This is a genomic window from Dyadobacter sp. AC419, assembly GCF_979253085.1.
Genome location: NZ_CEEDCD010000029.1, coordinates 110,608 through 129,776, shown reverse-complemented (window position 1 = coordinate 129,776; position 19,169 = coordinate 110,608). Strand labels below are relative to the sequence as shown.

The following is a 19,169-nucleotide window of genomic DNA, read 5'->3' as shown; positions in this document are numbered from 1 at the left end:
TTGTGTTTATTCACTCTTCAAAGCCTTCACCGGATCCAGCAGCGCTGCCCTGCTTGCCTGAAAAATCACTGTTAATGTGGCAATGATGAATGTTGATCCGATGGCGGTCAGGAAAATCCATGCGCCGATTTCGATGTGGAATTGAAAGCCTTGCAGCCAATGGTTCATCGCCCACCACGCGAGCGGCGAGGCAATGGCGAACGAGATTAGAATCAATGTGCTGAATTCTTTTCCGAAAATCCATAAGATCTGCGGAATGTTGCTTCCCAGCACTTTCCGGATGCCAATTTCCTTGGTTTTTTGCGCAGCCATAAACGACACCAATCCATACAAACCCAGACAGCCAATAAAGATCGCAATCACAGAAAATGCCTGGATCAGACTGAACATTAAAGCCTCTGTTTCATAAAACGCTGCAACCTGTTCGTCCAAAAACTCATATTCATAAAGTTGGTCGGGATGCATTGCACTCCACGTTTTTTCAATGGAAGCCAATGTTGCCGGGACATTATTTGTGTTGATTTTGACCGCATAACTATTGTAATTTTCACTCGCCGAAGGAATGCAAACGGCGCTGATCTCTTCGTGAAAAGACTGGTCATGGAAGTCTTTAATGATGCCCACAATCGGGCCGACCATGTTGCCATTAACACGCAGATTTTTACCTAACATTTCCATTGGCGACGCCAGATTTAGCTTTTTCGCAAATGTCTCATTTACAAGGAATTCCTTGGTTGTATCGGAAGGAAACAAGTTTCGGCCAGCGACCAGTTTAAGGTCGAATGTGGAAAGATAATCGTTATCGGCAGCCCGCATGGAAACCCGGAATGCTTCTTCCTCCGAGCGGTTGTCGTAAAATGGCGTTGCGCCCCAGTTATTATGAGAAGATGGCGCCGAAAAACAAAGGGAAACGCTTTCGACACCCGCGATCTGCCGGAATTTTTCTTTAACTGTTTTGGCCTGATCCGGCGACGAAACGATCGGCACCATCACAATTGCATCTTTATTAAAACCGAGGTCCGATTGCTGTGCGAAATGCATTTGCCGCGCAATGACGATCATGCCAATGATCAGGATTTGAGAAATGGCGAATTGTGTGACAATTAAAGCCCTGCGGGTGTTAAAACCACCGATATGCTGCTGAGATAATCTCCCTTTCAGCGCTGTAACTGGTTGAAAACGTGCGAGGATCATGCCCGGATATGAGCCGGAAAGGAAAGTTACGATCAGGACGATGCCTGTTAAAAACAGCCACAACTGCCAGTTAGAAAACAGGTTAATACTAATTTGGGACGAAAACAAAGCATTGACATAGGGCAATGCAAGCGCAGTTAACACCATTGCCAATGCGCTGGCAATGACCGTAATCAAACTCGTTTGTGCGATAAACTGCCAGAATAATTGTCCGCGCAAACTGCCCAGCACTTTTCTCACGCCCACTTCTTTCGAAAGCTTCAATGCCTGCGCCGTGGCCAGATTGATGAAATTAACACAAGCCGTAACAATCAGAAAAAGCCCGATCATGGACAGCACCCATAGGTTTTTCTTTTCCATTGCGCCGCCATAACGCGCATCAAAGTGCACATCGGCCAGCGGCTGCAACTTGTAATGATGCACATTCTTGCTTGTAGGCCTGTATTTTTTGACGTAGGCAGGGAAAACTTTTTCGACTTCACTGGTGGAAACGCCGGGCCGGAGCAAGGCATAACAATTCATCGAGCTCTGAATGCCGCCCCAGGAATCTTCACTGGCCAGCCATTCATTATATTGTTTCAGTGTATTATAGGACACGTAAATCTCTGTCCTGCGGTCTGTGTTAACGGGCAAATCTTTCAAAACACCTTTGACCGTAACATCAATTCTGTTTTCAAAGCGGAAAGTCTGATTGATCGGATTTTGATTGCCGAAATATTTTTTGGCCAGCCGTTCTGTAATAATCCCGGTGTTGGGCTCTTTTAAAGCTGTGCGAATGTCCCCTTCGATGAGCGGATACTTAAAAATTTGAAAAAATTCTTCCTCAGCAAACGCAACCCCATCCGGCTCGCTGAACTTTTTAACATCTTTCCCCTGCTTCACAGTCACCAGCAATTCTTCAAATGTTGCTATGCGCGCCACTTTTTCTGCGAAAGTGTAATCGTTCCGAAAAGCTTTCCCCAACGGACTGGGCACGCCGGCGGTGTAGGAAATATTGTCGCGGTGCTGCTCGGTTACAATCCGATAAATGCGGTCTGCATTCGCGTGAAAATTGTCAAAGCCGAGGTGATATTTAACCAGCAAAAAGATGAGCAAACCGCAGGTCATGCCTAACATTAAACCCGAAACATTGAGGATTGCATAAGCTTTGTTGCGGTTCAAATGTCTGAACGCGATTTTAATGTAGTTACGGATCATAAGATTAAGCCTGGTTAGCGAACAGGTGAGTGAAGTGGTTACAAAAATAGCGGCAGATCCAATAAGGTGACAAATTGCACGCCAAGCGCATTTTTTAAAATTACTGACCTGACTGTCAATATCCTACTATCCGATTCTGACACCGGATTGTCCGTAATCGAACACAGTGCGTTCGTTATAGAACGGAAAAAATCAGGGTTAAATGAGCAGAAAAAAGCATTGTGCGGCTTATATCATTAATCAGGGATTAAACAACATTATCTCGGCCTGAGGGGATTTCCTTCAATGAAAATGATTGGCAGTAACATTCAGAAAGAACAGCAGGAGATTGCATTGTGGCAGGAAATGCTGGCTGGGAATGTTGCGTCTTTTGAATCGCTGATCGATGTTACTTATGATTTGTTATTTCAATATGGCAACAAATTTTGCCGCGACCGCGAGCTGATCAAAGACTGCATCCAGGACGTGTTTCTGGAAATTTGGGAGAAAAAAGGGAGTCTTAACCAAAACATTCCGCCCAAAGCTTACCTGCTCGCCTCGCTTCGCCGCCGACTGCACCGGATGATGCAGAAAAACCGGATGCTCTTTCTCGATCATTTGCTGCCGGACGAAGGTTTTGACATTGCATTCCACGCGGAACACCAGTTTATCCAAACTGAAAACGACCAGCAAATCGCTTCGCGCATTACGCACATGCTCAACGGCTTGCCCAAGAGGCAAAGAGAAGCCATTTATCTCAAATTCTTCCAGGATATGGACCGGGATGAGATCGCGGCCATTATGGAAATCCACCCGCAGTCGGTTTCCAATTTGCTTCAGACCGCATTCAAACTCCTCAAAACCCAATGGCGGTCGATTGTGTCGCTGTTACTTTTCCTCCGGTTTATCGCCTGACAACGGAATCTTCCCAAATTTTTAAAAAAAGACAAAAAAATACAGTATCCGTTTTGGGGTCGTGTCTAATGGTATTTAAATGATAACATTTTGACATGGATCAATACCATAATTTTTCTTTGGAGGATTTTCTTTGGGACCCATTTTTCAGGAATTGGGTGCTGAAACCGACCAGAGAAGATGAAGAATATTGGCAAAACTGGCTGACGGCAAACCCCGAAAAGACGGAAACCATCCGAAGTGCCCGCGAACTTGTGCTGTCCATTGCGCCGCTGCAAATGCCTTTGCCACAAACTGAAAAAGACAATGCGATCCGACAGATTATCGGCAACATTAAAAGTGAAGAAGAGCTCAATGAAGCTGCTTCCAAACTTCGCCTTTTTCAACCCTTAATGAGCATTGCGGCAGTGCTCATCGTGATAGCAGGATTAAGCTGGACGTTTTGGACCGTTAACCACAAACAGGAAATCAACTACGAAGCGCTCGTTTCCTCCGCCGCGTCTCCACTCATTGAAAAAACAAATCAGGACAAAGAACCTTTATTGATCAAACTCGCCGATGGCAGCATTGTGAAACTCGATCCGGGCAGCAAAGTGAGTTATCCGGCAAAGTTCGAACTGGGAAAAAGAGAGGTTTATCTTTCAGGAAAGGCATTTTTTGACATTGCTAAGGATCCTTCGCGGCCATTTTTTGTGTATGCCAATGAGGTTATTACCAAAGTGTTAGGGACAAGTTTCACCGTCCGCTCTTTCACAAATGAAAAGGAGGTTTCCGTGGCTGTAAAAACGGGTAGAGTCGCGGTTTTTACACGAAAAGATCCTGAGATGAATGAGAAAAAGGATTCGAGGGAACTGACCGGCGTCGTGATTGAGCCTAATCAGCAGATTGTCTTTGTCCGGGAGTCAATTAAGATGACTAAAAGCCTGATTCCCAGCCCGGAGCTTATCGATAACAATGTTGCGAATTACGATTTTGAATTTGACGAAACGCCCGTTTCGGATGTGTTTTCAGAACTGCAAAAGGCCTATGGCATTGAGATCATTTTTGACAAAAACATCATGAATGAATGTCCGATTACGGCCAGACTTTCGGAAATGACACTTTATGAGAAGTTAGACCTTATTTGTAAGGCAGTTGGCGCCCGTTATGAGCTGATCGACGGCCGCATTATCGTGGAAGGAAAAGGTTGTAAAAATATTTGAAACAATGGCCGGTAATGGTGGAACATTACCGGCCGGGGAAATAAGCTTTTGCCAATAATCAATTAACAAAACTGTTCAAAACTATGAAAATACCAGTACAGTTCAATCGTAAACTGTTAGTTCTTATGCGGATAAGTTTGGTTCAGCTCGTCATTGCAATGTGGTTCATGGGAACGGCTGCGGCTGTTGACGTGCGCGCCCAGGAGCTGCTGAGTAAGAAGATCAGTTTGCAGGCGCAGGAACAGGAAGTCAAAAAAGTGCTCAGCCTCATCGAAAAGCAGGCTGGCGTGCGGTTTATTTTCAGCTCCAAGCTCATTCAGTCGGGCAGGAAGGTGAGCATTCAGCAATCCAATCAGGAATTGTCGAAGGTGCTCAATGATTTTCTGGTGCCACTGGGCCTTACTTATGAGGTTTCAGGGAAAAATATTGTGATCCGGCCTTCGGAAACAAAATCGGCGACGGATAATGCTGAGGCATCCATTAAGCCAGATCTGATCCGGTCCACGGAAATCACAATTAAGGGCAAAATCACAGATTCCGAGACAAAAGAGCCGCTTCCTGGCGTAAACATTCTCGTTAAGGGAACACAATCGGGAACGTCCACGGACGCAACGGGCAGTTATACATTGTCGGTGCCGGATGCGAACACAGTGCTTGTGCTGAGCTTTGTAGGTTACGAGCCGCAGGAAGTCAAAGTGGGTAACCGTACGGAAATTGACATTCTGCTGAAAACCGATCAGAAGTCATTGGAAGAAGTGCTTGTGGTGGGTTATGGAACGGTGAAAAAGAGTGATGTGACGGGTTCGGTTTCCTCTGTAAAATCGCAGGAATTGACTGCATATCCAGCATTAGGAACGGTTCAGGCGTTGCAGGGACGTGCGGCGGGGGTTCAGATCCAGTCTAACAATGGTGAGCCGGGATCCAATTTCAAAGTGCGGATCAGGGGCGGAACTTCTATTAATGCCAGCAGCGATCCGATTTACGTGGTGGACGGTTTTGTCGGCGGCGCTATTCTACCTCCGGAAGACATTGAGTCCATCGAAATCCTGAAAGATGCCTCGGCAACAGCTATTTACGGTTCAAGAGGTGCGAACGGGGTGATTATGGTGACGACCAAAAAAGGACAGTCGGGCAAGCCAAGAATTGAATTCAACACATCCTTTTCCACACAAAGAGAAATCAACAGGCTCGATTTGCTGAATGCAAGTCAGTTTTTGGATTATGTAAAAGAGGCCAGGCCTAATGTGGTTTCGCAAGGAGCAGACACCGATTGGCAAGATCTGATTTTCCGTAAAGGTGCCATTCAAAACCACCAGGTTTCGGTTGCCGGCGGCAGCGATGCGGTCAAATATTATGTGTCGGGAGCTTATTATGATCAAAAAGGCGTGATCCTGAACTCGGATTATAATCGATTTTCGATCACTAGCAACATTGACATTCAGGCTGCGAAACGTTTAAAACTGGGCCTTAATCTGTTTGCACAACGCGTTTCCCGCAATCAGGCGAGAACGCAGGAAGGATCCAGCGGACTTACGCCGGGTGTCACTTCTTCTGCATTCAAATTTGAACCAGATCAGCCGATTGTAGGCGCTAATGGCCGTTTTACAGTGGCCCGATTGAATGACCCAATCGACAACCCGTATGCCATAGCAACCCAATTACAAAACGAATCGCTGAATGACCGTGTACAAGGCAACTTTTATGCTGAATACAACATTTGGGACGATTTGAAATTCCGTATCACATTAGGCGCAACGACAAACAGCGGCAGAACAGGCGAATTCACGCCTACAACACTGAATGATGGGCGCAATGTGGGCGGCTCGGCGTCTGTGAGAGGAAACAAAAGCACATTGCTGCTAAACGAGAATTATTTGACATATGCCAAAAAAATTGGCACGAATCATGACATTTCTGCCATGCTGGGTTATTCCTATCAAACTTCTTCCAGCGAAAACTGGGGCGGAACAGGCCAATCCTTCATCACGGACGCGGTTTCTTACTGGAACCTGGGTGGCGCTTCTGTTTGGCAAAGTCCTAATTCGAGCCTTACGGAATGGCAGCTGGCTTCCTTCTATGCCCGGTTGACTTACGGTTTGCTGGATCGCTATCTGTTCACTGCCAACATTCGCCAGGATGGTTCTTCCAATTTTAGTAAAAATCACAAATGGGCGACATTTCCTTCCGGCGCGTTTGCGTGGAAACTTTCCAGTGAGCCATTTATGCAGAATGTAACGGCAATAAGTCAATGGAAATGGCGCGTGAGTTATGGATTGACTGGTAATCAGGCTATTGAGCCTTATCAAACCATGTCACGGTTCTCCAATGTTTACACCATTATCAACGGCGTTCCGGTAAATGCGGTAAGGCCTACGACGGTTGCAAACGACGATCTGACTTGGGAAACGACGCATCAATTGAACATTGGAACGGATTTCAGCATGCTGAACAACCGCCTGAACATTACGGCGGATTATTATCGCCGGGTTACGAAAGATCTGCTTTTCAGTGTGCAATTGCCTCAGTATTCAGGTTATAGCAATCAGTTGAAAAACATTGGTTCGGTTGAAAACAAAGGTTTTGAATTGACGGTTAACACGCGGAATTTGGTTGGCGAATTCAAATGGAATACGGACATTAACTTCTCGCTGAACCGCAACAAAGTTTTGTCGTTGCCAAACGGAACGGACATTCTTTATGCTTCCGGACCGGGACATTTGGTGGGATTGGGTCAAACGCAAATCCTGCGTGAAGGCCAGCCGGTGGGATCATTTTACGGCTGGATTTATGACGGCGTTTATCAGGAAGGCGACAGCTTTATTCCAGGCGGTGGTTTTGAAACGGCTGCGGGTGGTGAGAAATTCAGGGATATTGATGGTAAAAAAGATACGAACGGCCAGCTTACAGGCGAGCCTGACGGCATGCTCAACAGCGACGACCGCACGATCATTGGCAATCCGCACCCGAAATTCATCTGGGGATTAACCAACGATTTCAGCTGGAAAGGCATTGATCTCAATGTTTTCTTCCAGGCGTCGCAAGGCAATGATATGTTGAATTACACGCTGATGGAATTGAACCTGCTGTCCGGGATCAACAACGCTACTACAGAAGCATTGAACCGCTGGACACCGACCAACACCAACACGAATGTGCCGAAAGCAATGGCCGGACGCACACGCCGCGTTTCTACACGCTGGGTGGAGGATGGAAGTTTTATTCGTTTGAAAAACATTGCGTTGGGTTACAACATTCCAAAACCGGTTCTGGACAAGCTGCATATCAGCAAGTTGCGTATTTACGCTAGTGCACAGAACATTCTGACATTTACAAAATATAAAGGTTTTGATCCGGAAGTAAATTACTCTTCTGATGATAACAGCACGAACAGTAACCGTAACCTGGGGCTGGATTATGGCAGTTATCCAAACGCCAAATCCTACACCATCGGACTGAATGTTGGTTTCTAATTCCTGACTCTTAATTCGACTAAAAATGAAGCATTTAACAAATAGATTTTTACTTTTTATCACCATAGCCTGCTTCTCACTAGGCTGTGCCGATCTGGACGAAAAACCAGTGGGTTTACTCGCGCCCGAAACATTGTTCCGGACTGCAAAAGATGTTGAAACGGCGGTTTTTGGCGCTTACGGCTGGATTGCGACGGAGCGGCTTTATGGTAGGCAGTTTGTTTCAGCATTAATGTTGCGCAGCGATATGGTCGACATTGGTGACCGCGGAACGCCGGCTGAGCGGCAGCAGGTTAATGACTTCAATATGGATGATAATAACAATATGGTCAACCAGTTCTGGCCAACGTGGTATCAGGTGATCAGCGCTGCCAATGCGGCTATTTCGGGTGGAGAACAATTGGGATTGCCGGAAAATGAGATCAATCCATTGCTGGCAGAGGCGCGTTTTGTGCGTGCGTTTGCTTATTTTAATCTGGTGCAGGTTTTCGGCGATGTTCCTTACATTGATTATTTCATCAGTAATCCCGAGGCAGTGAAGGCCATTTCAAGAACACCAGCGGCAACGGTTTACGGCAGCATTATCTCAGATCTGGAATTTGCGAAACAATGGTTGCCCGAAAAACAACCTTCCGAAGTAAGAAGCCGTGCTTCCAAAGGAACGGCTGCTTCTTATCTGGCGTCGGTGCATCTGACATTGGGAGATTATGCAAAAGCTTATGCGGAGGCCAAATATGTGATTGATAACAAAGACAAATTCGGTTATGCATTAGAAGCGGATTTCCAGACATTGTTCGTTGCCCCACAAGCGCCAAACATGAAAGAGCACATTTTCGATGTAGACTTCCTGGGTTTGAAAAACGGTGAAGGTGGCGCAAATGACGACATTATGGCGCCTATGACTGGTGTGCGTGGTGGCGACGCACCTCGCAGCGGATGGAGCGTGCTTGTGCCTTCCATGAATGTGTTCAACGCCTGGGACAACCGCGATTATCGCAAACAAGTAAGCTTCGACGACTCGCTCCTCATCGGCGGCAAGCTCGTTCCTTACACCGAATTTCCCAACACAAAAAGGCCGCACATTGCTAAATACGCCCGTTTTGCAGGAACAGCTAACTCAGAAGGCCGTTACTCAGATCAGAATTATGCAGCGATGCGTTATGCCGAAATCCTGCTGATCGCAGCAGAAGCGTCGGTAGAAGTCAATGGCCCGAATGCAGAGGCGCTGACTTACATCAACGAAATCCGCGCAAGGGCTAGAAACTGGGCCGGCAAGCAAACCACCTTCCCAGCCAATGTCACAACCGGACTAAGCAAAGCCGCCCTAATCGACCTCATTTTGGAAGAAAGACGCATCGAGCTGGCCTTCGAATACAAACGCTGGTTCGACATCAAACGCCGCAAGCTGGGCGAAACCGCCTTTTTGGGACCCAAATCCTTAGAACCACATACGAGCTTCAACCCGGCAAGAGATTATCTCATGCCGATCCCACGGGTCGAGTTGCAAGTGAACCCGAACTTAGGCCCGCAGAACCCCGGATATTAAGGCCAAATCCCAGAGGGATGCAACATTGGTAGCCGCAGCGCGGTAGAAACCATGTGTGAATGAACATCAAAATCCCGGAGGGATGCAACAATGTGTAGGCCGTTGCATCCCTCCGGGATTTTAATGTATGACGAATGATTTTCTACCGATATTATATCCCTCCGGGATTGGAATTTGTATTCATGCATTTTACCGCTTCGCGGCTAATCTAAATCCCAGAGGGATGTATTATTGGTAGCCGCGGCGCGGTAGAAAACCATGCGTGAATGACCATCAAAATCCCGGAGGGATGCAACAATGTGTATGTCGTTGCATCCCTCCGGGATTTCCTTTGATCAACATCTGCCCTATTCTGCTACAAACCCAACGTATACACTCTGGGGAAATAGCTGCACGAGAAGTTACAAAAGTTGGCTTTACATGCTTGGAACAGCGTTTTTATAGTCTTTTTGTAACTAGAAAACAGAAAAATGGAAGAGCATCCTCGCAAAGGGAATATATTCAAATACATCGCTTACGTCTTAATCGCCGCGGCTGTCATTGGTTTCGGCTATTATTTTCTCACTCCTAAAAAGCTGACTGCCGCAGAAGGCAAGAATATGCTTTTATTCATTGATAACCAGATCATTGACATTGACCGGAACTTGAAAAGTGATATGTCTAAGCAGGACATTGCGACTCGGCTTTCCTGGCATAAATCGAATACATCGCTATTTAATGAAGTCAAAGGCAGTAAGGACAAGGTAATTAAGCCCAAAGTTGAAATCCTTGAAAAGAAGATCATTGAAGTGCAGACGAAGGAATTTCCCGAGTTAAGAACCGCTTATGTTGAATCTAAAAAAGAAGTGCTAGGCGGACAGAAAATTAACATTGCCGTTTCTGGGCCGAAACAGGATACATTGACTTTTACAGGCGAGCTGTTTGCCAACGAAAAAACCAAAGACGCTTTCCTGGCTAACATTAAGCCCATCATTCAGGACCTTCGTTTCAAGAAAGTCGTTTACAAATGGTCTGACAAAGATTCTTCGGACTTCAAGGTAAGGGCGAAAAAGGACGCTGAAATTTAATTTACTCCACTGGCGGATTGTCTTTTTCAGGCGTGTTCGGGAAAAGATATTTGGTAACGACGAGGAAGAATGTGGTAATGTTGACCGTCGCGGTGGTGATCAATGCGATGAGCACTGCATCGGAAAGCTGGAACTTGAAACTAATATATTTGACGCCTGTTCGCAGCAATGGATCGAGGAAATTGTAGCAATAGATCTCGCCAAGACCATTTAACCACACCAACATAATCACCATAACCAGCCACACCGAAACCATCCAGAAAATATATTCGGCGTATTTTTTCCTTTCCCGGATATTTTGGGACAAGCCTTCGAGACTTACCTGTTGAAGCAGCGTAAGGAAGGTTTTTTCACTAATGTCTTGTTCGGTTGATTCCGGCGATGCGGCGGTTACCCAGTTGCGTAAAGTATTTCTGTCGACTGACAGTTTTGACTCAGACAGCCGGGATTGGGGATTTGATTTGCTGCTCAAAATAATTTCTAATCAGGTTATCGTCAATTACACCATTCTCTCCAACCTTCTTATAAGTAACGTCCCAGGGCGAATTCGCTGCGTGGGACCAGTTTGATAACGTGATGGCATCAACGTCTTTTGTAATTTCCCAGGTGTTATTAATTGCCTCAATGGCCGAGGGAGTCAGTTCTGAAAAATTGGCCAGCGGCTGCGAATTAACGGTAATTGAAGTTTTCTCTATAATGGGCGAATTGCCCCATTTTTTGTAAAGCTGATAAATCGTCGGCACAACCGGCCCGAATTTCCACGCCAGGAACTTCTCCCGGATCAACGGATCTCCATTGTTTAATGCCAAATGCAGCCCGTGCGCAAAAAAGACCATTTTCTGCAACTTCATCTGCGTCACAGGATTATTTTCCTTTACGCCAAGGTTTACAAATTGCCCGGCTATTAAAACAGACGAATACATAGTGAATGTGAGGTTATTAAAATCATATTGAATATATGCAATGTACACAGTATCAGCACAAATAAACGCACCAAATTTCAAAAAAGTTTAAGAAGATTTGGCAACAGGCCCCGAAAAGCCTGTTTTCTATGCCATTATAAAAATTGCAGAAACGATGTTCCAAATTTCACTGTGATCATGCCGCCATATTCCGCCTTATTAAAGCTGTCCAGACCTTTGGTTCGAACACTCAAAAACGGCGATATCCCTATTTTAACATTCGGATTGTCGGTTATGGATGGATAAAAGAAAATCCAGGTTTCGAGCCTGAGACGGTTGAGATTGCCAAATGGTCCGTCTTCACCAATGTTTCCGGTGAAATCATAATAAATGGTGGGAGAATAACTGAAATTTCCTTTTCCCGGATAAATCTGCATTGAAAACGCCGGTGAAAATACGGGCTGCACACTCGGCGGATCCACAATAATGTCGGACGTAGTAACATATCCGGCCGGATTAGGCGCGCTGATCACACTGACTTCCGAGGCAGCATTCCAATTATAGGCATAACGCAACCGAAACTGCGGCGAAAACTGAGCTGCGCCGGATTGTCCTTTGGAGAAAAACCCTGCATATTTCACTTCAAACGCATAAGAATCCTCTCCATTGCTTACTTCCGCAGCTGGATTTGCACTTGGATAAAACGTAAAATTATCATGTCCGTATTCGAACTGGCCCGTAAAAGAATGCCTTGAAATCCGCCCCGACTCCTGCGTATTGTCCTTCGTAAACTGCGCCGCCAGCACGCTTTTCCAGGTGGACGTAAAGCGGTCAATTTGAAGCACATTTTCCGCTTCGTTTGTTAACGGCAAGCGGATGGATGGCCTTAATGTGAAAGTTTTGCCGCTTTCAACCTTTTCCCAATTCAGCTCCGGACCGGCTTCGATAAGCCCTTCTTTAATAGAAGTTGTGGCATTCACATATGGCGATACTTTTAATTTCACTTCCTGCGCCAGCGTCAGCAACGGGCATAGGAGCAGCATGCTACAATAGTATATCTGTCTCATAATAACCGTCCTGTAATTTTAATGTTAAACTTTGATCGTCCGCTGTGCCTGGCAAGTCTATTCCGAGGTTAAAAGAAGCATTGCCGATGCCGACAACACGCACTTTAATGCGCACTTGCGCAATGGAAATGGTGCCGTTCCAGGTGCGTTTGCTGGTGCCGTCGGCCTGGATTACCTTTACGCCATTGACGAATGCATAAAACAATGTGATGCCGCCGCTGACGGGCTCGAGCATGAGCGTGAAGTCCCTGGTGGCGTCCAGGGATAGCGAGAGTGCCTTTTTCTTAGTCATTAATTTTAGTTTTTGATGAAATGTTTACTAATATAATTTTTTTCTCTTACCTTTGCAAGCCCAAATTAGGGGTAGACAGAGATTTATAGCGCAATAATTTGATAATGAGATGAAACGTACCTTTCAACCATCGAATCGCAAGAGGAGAAACAAACACGGTTTCCGTGAAAGAATGTCCACTGCAAATGGGCGTAAAGTAGTAGCTGGCCGTCGCAAGAAAGGCCGTTGGAAACTGACAGTATCAGACGAAAAACGTCATAAGCAATAACAGAGGTTTGAAAGTTTGAGTAGAAGACGCACCGTCTTTTCATAGTCTGCTAAGTTCGATTTAACTCAAACTTAGCAGACACTTTTTTCTACAAGAGCTTGAAAAAAACATTTGGTAAAAATGAACGCTTATGCAGCCCCCGATTAATCGGACGGCTTTTTCAGAGAGGTAGCACGGAGGTCCAAACGTTCTACCTTTTTCCTTTAGGGTGCTTTATATTATTGAAAAAGAGTCGCCTCCCCCACTTCCGCAAGTCCTTTTTTCTGTTTCCAAAAAATCATTCAAACGCGCTGTCGACCGGAATCTCATCCGTCGCCGCTGCCGTGAAGCTTACCGTTTGAACAAGGAATCGCTCCTCGCATTATCCACGGAATCAAGACCTTCCTACATTGCTTTTTTGTATCTTGCAAAAGAAATAACCTCTTACGACGTTATTGAAACGGCCATGAAGCAATCGCTCAAAAGACTCGAAAAATTGCCCCGCGCCGCTCAAAAAAACTAAATCTATTTCCTGAACATACATGAAAAAGTATCTTCGCTCCTTCTGGCTGGCCATCCCGGTGGTTGCAGGGCTAACCTTCGTTTCGTTTAAACACGACGACCGTTTATTCGAAATCGCGCGGAACCTGGACATTTACGCCACTTTGTTCAAGGAATTGAACGCCTATTATGTGGATGAAATCAATCCTAACCAGCTCATAAAGACAAGCATAGACAATATGCTCCGCTCTCTGGATCCGTACACGGTTTATTATGCCGAGGACGACATTGAGGATTACATGACCATGACCACAGGTAAATACAACGGAATCGGCGCAATCATCAGTTCGGCCGAAGGCAAGCATACGGTGATGATGGTTTATGAAGACACACCCGCTCAGAAAGCCGGTTTGCAACTGGGTGACGAGATCGTTAAAATCAACGGAATCGATGTGTCAACTAGGGAAGATTTTGATACGGGTAAGCTTTTAAAAGGACAAACGCAATCCAATGTAACGCTTACATTAAAGCGCTACGGCAACACCAAACCCCTCGAAGTTTCCCTGAATCGCGACATTGTAAAAGTGACTAATGTGCCTTATTACGGCATGATCAGCGAAGATGTGGGTTACATTGACCTGAAAGATTTCACCGCAACTGCTTCGCGCGAAGTGCGCAATGCATTTCAGGAATTGAAAGGAAAAGGAATGAAATCGGTCGTGCTGGATTTGCGCGATAACCCGGGTGGTTTGCTAAATATGGCGATTGAAATCTCCAATATTTTTATTGCAAAAGGCGAAGAGATCGTTTCTACAAAAGGCAAAGTAAGCGAGTGGAACAAAACTTACACTGCATATAATCCCGCATTAGACACAGAAATTCCAGTTGTGGTTTTGACTAATAACCGCAGTGCTTCGGCGGCGGAGATCGTTTCGGGTGTAATTCAGGATTATGACCGTGGCGTGCTCATCGGACAGCGCACTTACGGAAAAGGGCTTGTGCAAACGACGCGTGATCTGTCATTCAACACCAAAATGAAGATCACAACAGCCAAATATTACATTCCAAGCGGCCGCTGCATTCAGGCGATCGATTACAGCCATAGAAATGATGATGGAAGCGTTGGTAAAATCGCTGATTCTTTAATGACAGAGTTCAAAACGAAAAACGGTCGTTCAGTCTTTGACGGCGGCGGGATTTTGCCAGACATTCAAACTGAAAAAGAAACTTACTCGCCATTGGCAACTTCACTGGGCAGAAATCGTCTTTTCTTCGATTATGCTGTGAAATTCCACTTCGAGCACCCAACCATCAAACCAGCCAAAGAATTCAGCCTTTCCGATGCGGATTATGCGGCTTTTACAAAATGGCTTGGTGACAAAGAATACGATTACACCACGCAGGTTGAAAGAGATTTGAATGATCTTGAAGCATCTGCTAAAAAAGAGAAATCTTTGGAAGTGATTGAAGATCAGCTTAAAGCATTGAAATCGAAACTTTCACACAGCAAGGATAATGATTTGCAAATCTTTAAACCGGAGATTAAAAAGATCCTGGAAGAAGAAATTATCAAGCATTACTATCTGGAAAAAGGTTTGAGAGAAGCTTCATTCAAGCAGGATCCGGAAGTCAAAGCGGCCTTGGCGCTGTTTAAAGAACCGGCTCGTTATAACGAGCTTTTGAAAAAGAAATAACTTACCCTTCCCTGTCAGCCTGAGCGGACCGGGCCAGTATCGATTCTGCTCCTTTTTTTATTATATGCTCCTACTAAGTATCGACACCTCCATTCGCGGCTGCTCGGTTGCGGTTCACGAAAATTCCGTTTTACTAGCCAGCTACGATCTCCATACCGACCGGTCGTCGTCGTCTATGCTTACTACGCTTATGGAAAGTGCCGTTAAGCATGCTGGATTTACATTAAATGATCTGGACGCCATTGCAGTTGCGAAGGGACCTGGCTCGTACACGGGTTTACGCGTGGGCGTTTCATCCGCGAAAGGACTGTGTTATGCATTGGATAAGCCAATGATCGCGATTAATACATTGGAAGCGATGGCCTTGCAATTAAACGCCTTTTATCCTGAACATTTGCTTTGTCCTATGATCGATGCGCGCAGGATGGAAGTTTATGCGGCAGTTTTTGACGCTACGAACAACTTCGTACAGTCAACACAAGCCGTTATTTTGGATGACAATTCTTTTCAGGAACTGCTTGCGGATAATAAGGTCGTGTTCTTTGGCGATGGCGCTGTTAAATGCCAGAAGTTGCTAAGTGACCATCCTAATGCAATTTTTCCAAAAAAGGACATTCGTCCTTCGGCTGTAACGATTGGCGAACTGGCTGCTAAGGCTTTTCAAAATGAACATTTCGAGGATGTTGCTACATTCGAGCCTTACTATTTGAAAGACTTCATGTCGCCGCCTTCCAGGAAAGCAAGCTCTTTAGCTTGACGAAATTGGTTTTCTGCTTGATCAAATAAACAAACTGCGCCTTTTTCGTGTTAGCATTTCAAGTAAAGCAATATGAAGATGGAAACTGAAGAAATTGTAAACCGGGTTGCGGTTAGCGGCATTGTGTCGCTGGATTTGGAAGAGCTGTATCATCCCGGCGAGCGTGTTTTATACGATATCAAAGACAATTTGTGGCAGGGAATGATCCTGAAAGAAAAGGATTTCAGAGAATTCCTGAAAGCACATGACTGGACGCAATATCAAGGCAAAAATGTTGCGGTCACTTGCTCAGAAGACGCCATTGTGCCAACCTGGGCTTATATGTTGCTCGCGGTTCAACTCGAACCTTATGCGAATGCAATCGTTTTTGGCGACCTGAATGCATTGGAGGACAAATTGTTCGCAGATGCGATTAGCAAGCTTGACATTAGCGAATACGAAGGCAAACGCGTGGTTGTGAAAGGATGCAGTAAAGTGGCTGTTCCCATTTCTGCATATGTTGAAATCAGCCGGTTGCTTAAACCAATCGTGCAAAGCCTGATGTTTGGTGAGCCTTGCAGCACGGTTCCGCTTTATAAAAAGCCTAAATCTTCCATTTCCTCTTCCATCGCCTGATCGCATTCGGGCTTCAATAATTTGAAAGTCATGCGGTGATACGGGCACGGGCCGTGTAAGCCTATCGCTTTTCGGTGGTGAATGGTAGGGTAACCTACATTCGTTTCCCAGCCATAATGCGGGAACTGGCCGGAAAGTCTGGACATTAGTTCGTCCCGGTAATTTTTGGCCAAAACAGAAGCCGCCGCGATGGAAAAATAATGTGCGTCGCCTTTGATAATGCACGTGTGCGGGATCATTGGGTAAGGCGTGAAGCGGTTGCCATCTACGAGCAAATGTTCTGGTTTTGTGTGCATCTTATCCACGGCGCGATGCATAGCCAAAAAGCTGGCTTTCAATATATTAATCCTGTCAATTTCCAGATTATCGACTTCCGCAACTGCCCAGCAAATGGCTTCGCGAATGATGTCTTTTTCCAGTTCAAGCCTTTGAACTTTGGTCAGTTGCTTGGAATCTGTTAGATAGGAATGCGTAAAATCTCTTGGTAAAATTACCGCTGCAGCCACCACCGGGCCAGCCAGACAACCTCTGCCCACCTCATCCAGTCCAGCCTCAACCGCGTCGAAATTGTAATATGCTTTCAGCATTAATCTTCAAGAATATTTGCCATGAATGTACTTTTTGTTCCAATCGCAATCAGCAGGAACAACACTGCCCAATATAAATAGATCCGGTAAAAATCAGTGACATCACGGGAAACGACGTCCCTGGATTTGACTTTTTCCAGCTGATCGATCTGTTTAAAAACGCCTGCGAGCGCACTGTTATCCGATGCACGAAAATATTTCCCATTTCCCAAACCTGCAATATTTTTCAGCTCTGTTTCATCTACTAACGCATTCGAAACGGCTGCACTGTCTGTACGTGTTGATTTTTTTTGCTTGCCCACCGAAATCGTGTAAACCTTCACGCCGAATGCATGCGCCAATTGCGCAGAAGTTGCAGGTCCAAGATTTCCGGACGTGTTGTCGCCGTCGCTGATCAAAATTGCCACTTTACTTTCCCCTGGCGTTTCACGCATCCGGTTTACGGCAACAGCAAGCGCACTGCCGATTGCTGTTCCGGCCGTAGGAACCATTGCAGGACTTATTTCATCCAAAAACCCGTAAAGCAGCTCGTAATCCGTGGTTAGCGGGCAAAGGGAAACAGCTTCTCCTGCAAAAACGATCAATCCGATCCGGTCTTGCAAGCGTCCTTTGATAAATTGCCGGGCAACCAGCTTTGCCGCTTCTAACCTGTTGGGACTCAAATCTTTTTCCATCATGGAATCCGAAATATCCAGCAGCAGCATAATGTCAATGCCTTCCGAATATTGATCGGTTCTTTCCGAAATCACCTGCGGACGTGCCAGTGCAACGAGGATCAATGCAATGCCAAGTCCTACGCAGACCGGCTGAACGAAACGCAGCAATGTCTGCCAGTCCCGCGCGCCTCTGACGGGATTATAAGTGATCACCAGGCGCTGCTTATGCTTCCTGTGCAAGGCATTACGGAGCCAAAAAAGAATCGGAACAAATGGCAGTAAATACAAAAAGTATGGATACACCCATTCGTAAGACCGAAAGGCCTCAAATCCAAACCATTGTAATGAAAACCACTTTTCCATCATTAATTACGACAAAGGTGTGTCCAGGATGAATCTTCTTTTATTGCGATAAATGCGCGTGGCACCGTTTTTCAGCACTTCAAGGGATTCGGCCATATTTTTGGAAATTACTTGACCGTATATAATGCTGTCCATGTTTTTCAATGCTTCTGCAAGCGCGTCGTCCGGCATGTTATCGACGATTTCCCGTGTTGTATAAGTTGCAAATGGCTTCTTTTCGAGCCTTTCCAAATAGTTTTTCCAAACAATAATCGCCTTTTCTGCGTCCTTAATGTTGTTCCGGTCACGCGCATTTCGCATAAGCCGGTTGAAGGAGCGCAGATATTCCAGATGTCGCCGCTGCAACTTGATCAGCTGCCATTGTTTGTAAATATCTTGTCCAAAAACCCAATAAATACTGCCCACAACGCCAACAATCAATGCAATGCTGCCCAGCAAAATAGAAAAATTGAACTCGCTGCTTAAAGGCAATAAGCTCGTTTCGGGTGTCAGGCTGGCCGTTGCCGTTTCAACAACATTGCTTTTTACCAAAAAAACTGAATCCGGTTGGGCAAAGACGGCCGTACAATCTTTTTTGTAAAAAACATAAACGGGCATTTTGAGCGTCTGGACTTCATCTACATCAAAAGAAATCAGCTGATATACGGCGCTGTCCAAGCTTCCGCGGTCGTCGGTGCTGGACGTGAACGACCTTTGGGAAATGATTTCGAAAGGAGAAAAATCGTACAATGTATCCGGGAAAAAGATCTCCGTTTTTGGATCGTGGCGAACGCTGAGCGAGAAATAGACGGGTTTGCCGACTTCAATGCTATCTGTCAGGAAAAGGCCCAACGGTTTTATTTTTTGACCAAAACCCTCTGTTTGAAAAAAGATATTGACCAAAAACAATGTAAACAGCAAGGCGAAGGATCTGACCAT

The 19,169-nt window shown here is 45.6% G+C and carries 18 protein-coding genes; 10 read left to right on the top strand and 8 right to left on the bottom strand.

The features are described 5' to 3' along the window. Window positions 1-6: 6 nt before the first annotated feature. Complete coding sequence (locus AC0IYG_RS28580) at window positions 7-2,391, bottom strand: ABC transporter permease (protein ID WP_471714474.1); 2,385 nt, start codon at window positions 2,389-2,391, stop codon at window positions 7-9. 285 nt (window positions 2,392-2,676) lie between these two features. Here AC0IYG_RS28580 and AC0IYG_RS28575 point away from each other — a divergent pair, with 285 nt between their 5' ends. The 5 genes from AC0IYG_RS28575 (at window position 2,677) to AC0IYG_RS28555 (ending at window position 10,570) form a co-directional block, all read left to right on the top strand. Further along, window positions 2,677-3,285 carry an RNA polymerase sigma factor gene (locus AC0IYG_RS28575; protein WP_471714473.1) on the top strand — a complete coding sequence of 203 codons (609 nt, stop codon included), beginning with the start codon at window positions 2,677-2,679 and terminating at the stop codon, window positions 3,283-3,285. Between the two features lie 95 nt (window positions 3,286-3,380). After that, window positions 3,381-4,487: a FecR family protein gene (locus AC0IYG_RS28570; protein WP_471714472.1), complete on the top strand. Its 1,107-nt coding sequence runs from the start codon at window positions 3,381-3,383 to the stop codon at window positions 4,485-4,487. A 125-nt stretch (window positions 4,488-4,612) separates the two neighbouring features. Further along, entirely contained in the window at window positions 4,613-7,957 is a 3,345-nt protein-coding gene (locus AC0IYG_RS28565; RefSeq protein WP_471714471.1) for a TonB-dependent receptor, read from the top strand. A gap of 25 nt (window positions 7,958-7,982) precedes the next feature. Further along, the gene (locus tag AC0IYG_RS28560) at window positions 7,983-9,503 is read left to right on the top strand and encodes a RagB/SusD family nutrient uptake outer membrane protein (RefSeq protein WP_471714470.1); all 1,521 of its coding nucleotides are present in this window, start codon (window positions 7,983-7,985) and stop codon (window positions 9,501-9,503) included. A 470-nt stretch (window positions 9,504-9,973) separates the two neighbouring features. Continuing rightward, on the top strand, window positions 9,974-10,570 hold the full coding sequence (locus tag AC0IYG_RS28555) for a hypothetical protein (protein ID WP_471714469.1): 597 nt from the start codon (window positions 9,974-9,976) through the stop codon (window positions 10,568-10,570). Between the two features lies 1 nt (window position 10,571). Here AC0IYG_RS28555 and AC0IYG_RS28550 read toward each other — a convergent pair whose 3' ends face one another. The 4 genes from AC0IYG_RS28550 to AC0IYG_RS28535 all read right to left on the bottom strand — a co-directional run bounded on the left by AC0IYG_RS28550 (window position 10,572) and on the right by AC0IYG_RS28535 (window position 12,831). Continuing rightward, on the bottom strand, window positions 10,572-11,042 hold the full coding sequence (locus tag AC0IYG_RS28550; protein ID WP_471714468.1) for a hypothetical protein: 471 nt from the start codon (window positions 11,040-11,042) through the stop codon (window positions 10,572-10,574). Further along, window positions 11,005-11,493: a Panacea domain-containing protein gene (locus tag AC0IYG_RS28545; protein WP_471714467.1), complete on the bottom strand. Its 489-nt coding sequence runs from the start codon at window positions 11,491-11,493 to the stop codon at window positions 11,005-11,007. Before AC0IYG_RS28545 ends, AC0IYG_RS28550 begins: the two co-directional genes overlap by 38 nt. A 134-nt stretch (window positions 11,494-11,627) precedes the next feature. Continuing rightward, a complete protein-coding gene (locus AC0IYG_RS28540) occupies window positions 11,628-12,515 on the bottom strand; it encodes a hypothetical protein (RefSeq protein WP_471714466.1) in 888 nt (295 codons plus the stop codon). Window position 12,516: 1 nt separating this feature from the next. Further along, complete coding sequence (locus tag AC0IYG_RS28535) at window positions 12,517-12,831, bottom strand: hypothetical protein (protein ID WP_471714465.1); 315 nt, start codon at window positions 12,829-12,831, stop codon at window positions 12,517-12,519. A gap of 109 nt (window positions 12,832-12,940) precedes the next feature. Here AC0IYG_RS28535 and rpmH point away from each other — a divergent pair, with 109 nt between their 5' ends. The 5 genes from rpmH (at window position 12,941) to AC0IYG_RS28510 (ending at window position 16,645) form a co-directional block, all read left to right on the top strand. Beyond that, window positions 12,941-13,099: a 50S ribosomal protein L34 gene (gene rpmH, locus AC0IYG_RS28530; RefSeq protein WP_015813300.1), complete on the top strand. Its 159-nt coding sequence runs from the start codon at window positions 12,941-12,943 to the stop codon at window positions 13,097-13,099. Window positions 13,100-13,307: 208 nt separating this feature from the next. Continuing rightward, window positions 13,308-13,601: a ribonuclease P protein component gene (locus AC0IYG_RS28525; RefSeq protein ID WP_471714464.1), complete on the top strand. Its 294-nt coding sequence runs from the start codon at window positions 13,308-13,310 to the stop codon at window positions 13,599-13,601. Window positions 13,602-13,620: 19 nt separating this feature from the next. Next, window positions 13,621-15,273 (top strand): S41 family peptidase, encoded by a 1,653-nt coding sequence (locus AC0IYG_RS28520; RefSeq protein ID WP_471714463.1) that lies wholly within the window; start codon window positions 13,621-13,623, stop codon window positions 15,271-15,273. Window positions 15,274-15,337: 64 nt separating this feature from the next. Continuing rightward, the gene (gene tsaB / locus AC0IYG_RS28515) at window positions 15,338-16,030 is read left to right on the top strand and encodes a tRNA (adenosine(37)-N6)-threonylcarbamoyltransferase complex dimerization subunit type 1 TsaB (protein ID WP_471714462.1); all 693 of its coding nucleotides are present in this window, start codon (window positions 15,338-15,340) and stop codon (window positions 16,028-16,030) included. Between the two features lie 78 nt (window positions 16,031-16,108). Continuing rightward, the gene (locus tag AC0IYG_RS28510) at window positions 16,109-16,645 is read left to right on the top strand and encodes a DUF2480 family protein (RefSeq protein ID WP_471714607.1); all 537 of its coding nucleotides are present in this window, start codon (window positions 16,109-16,111) and stop codon (window positions 16,643-16,645) included. On the opposite strand, the gene AC0IYG_RS28505 is transcribed toward AC0IYG_RS28510, so the two are convergent. The 3 genes from AC0IYG_RS28505 to AC0IYG_RS28495 are packed head-to-tail and all read right to left on the bottom strand — an operon-like array spanning window position 16,603 to window position 19,169. Then, a complete protein-coding gene (locus AC0IYG_RS28505) occupies window positions 16,603-17,232 on the bottom strand; it encodes a ribonuclease HII (RefSeq protein ID WP_471714461.1) in 630 nt (209 codons plus the stop codon). The genes AC0IYG_RS28510 and AC0IYG_RS28505 overlap by 43 nt on opposite strands. Next, the gene (locus AC0IYG_RS28500; RefSeq protein ID WP_471714606.1) at window positions 17,232-18,251 is read right to left on the bottom strand and encodes a VWA domain-containing protein; all 1,020 of its coding nucleotides are present in this window, start codon (window positions 18,249-18,251) and stop codon (window positions 17,232-17,234) included. Before AC0IYG_RS28500 ends, AC0IYG_RS28505 begins: the two co-directional genes overlap by 1 nt. Window positions 18,252-18,257: 6 nt before the next feature. After that, window positions 18,258-19,169, bottom strand: a complete 912-nt coding sequence (locus tag AC0IYG_RS28495; RefSeq protein ID WP_471714460.1) for a hypothetical protein — start codon at window positions 19,167-19,169, stop codon at window positions 18,258-18,260.

What these genes read in the sequence shown, in the direction of transcription:
- AC0IYG_RS28565 (WP_471714471.1), top strand. Translation starts at nt 4,613, where the DNA reads ATGCGGATAAGTTTGGTTCAGCTCGTCATTGCAATGTGGTTCATGGGA.
- AC0IYG_RS28520 (WP_471714463.1), top strand. Translation starts at nt 13,621, where the DNA reads ATGAAAAAGTATCTTCGCTCCTTCTGGCTGGCCATCCCGGTGGTTGCA.
- AC0IYG_RS28575 (WP_471714473.1), top strand. Translation starts at nt 2,677, where the DNA reads ATGAAAATGATTGGCAGTAACATTCAGAAAGAACAGCAGGAGATTGCA.
- AC0IYG_RS28535 (WP_471714465.1), bottom strand. Translation starts at nt 12,831, where the DNA reads ATGACTAAGAAAAAGGCACTCTCGCTATCCCTGGACGCCACCAGGGAC.
- AC0IYG_RS28500 (WP_471714606.1), bottom strand. Translation starts at nt 18,251, where the DNA reads ATGGAAAAGTGGTTTTCATTACAATGGTTTGGATTTGAGGCCTTTCGG.
- AC0IYG_RS28545 (WP_471714467.1), bottom strand. Translation starts at nt 11,493, where the DNA reads ATGTATTCGTCTGTTTTAATAGCCGGGCAATTTGTAAACCTTGGCGTA.
- AC0IYG_RS28540 (WP_471714466.1), bottom strand. Translation starts at nt 12,515, where the DNA reads ATGCTGCTCCTATGCCCGTTGCTGACGCTGGCGCAGGAAGTGAAATTA.
- AC0IYG_RS28495 (WP_471714460.1), bottom strand. Translation starts at nt 19,169, where the DNA reads ATGGTCAGATCCTTCGCCTTGCTGTTTACATTGTTTTTGGTCAATATC.
- tsaB (WP_471714462.1), top strand. Translation starts at nt 15,338, where the DNA reads ATGCTCCTACTAAGTATCGACACCTCCATTCGCGGCTGCTCGGTTGCG.
- AC0IYG_RS28505 (WP_471714461.1), bottom strand. Translation starts at nt 17,232, where the DNA reads ATGCTGAAAGCATATTACAATTTCGACGCGGTTGAGGCTGGACTGGAT.
- AC0IYG_RS28510 (WP_471714607.1), top strand. Translation starts at nt 16,109, where the DNA reads ATGGAAACTGAAGAAATTGTAAACCGGGTTGCGGTTAGCGGCATTGTG.
- AC0IYG_RS28560 (WP_471714470.1), top strand. Translation starts at nt 7,983, where the DNA reads ATGAAGCATTTAACAAATAGATTTTTACTTTTTATCACCATAGCCTGC.
- AC0IYG_RS28580 (WP_471714474.1), bottom strand. Translation starts at nt 2,391, where the DNA reads ATGATCCGTAACTACATTAAAATCGCGTTCAGACATTTGAACCGCAAC.
- AC0IYG_RS28570 (WP_471714472.1), top strand. Translation starts at nt 3,381, where the DNA reads ATGGATCAATACCATAATTTTTCTTTGGAGGATTTTCTTTGGGACCCA.
- rpmH (WP_015813300.1), top strand. Translation starts at nt 12,941, where the DNA reads ATGAAACGTACCTTTCAACCATCGAATCGCAAGAGGAGAAACAAACAC.
- AC0IYG_RS28555 (WP_471714469.1), top strand. Translation starts at nt 9,974, where the DNA reads ATGGAAGAGCATCCTCGCAAAGGGAATATATTCAAATACATCGCTTAC.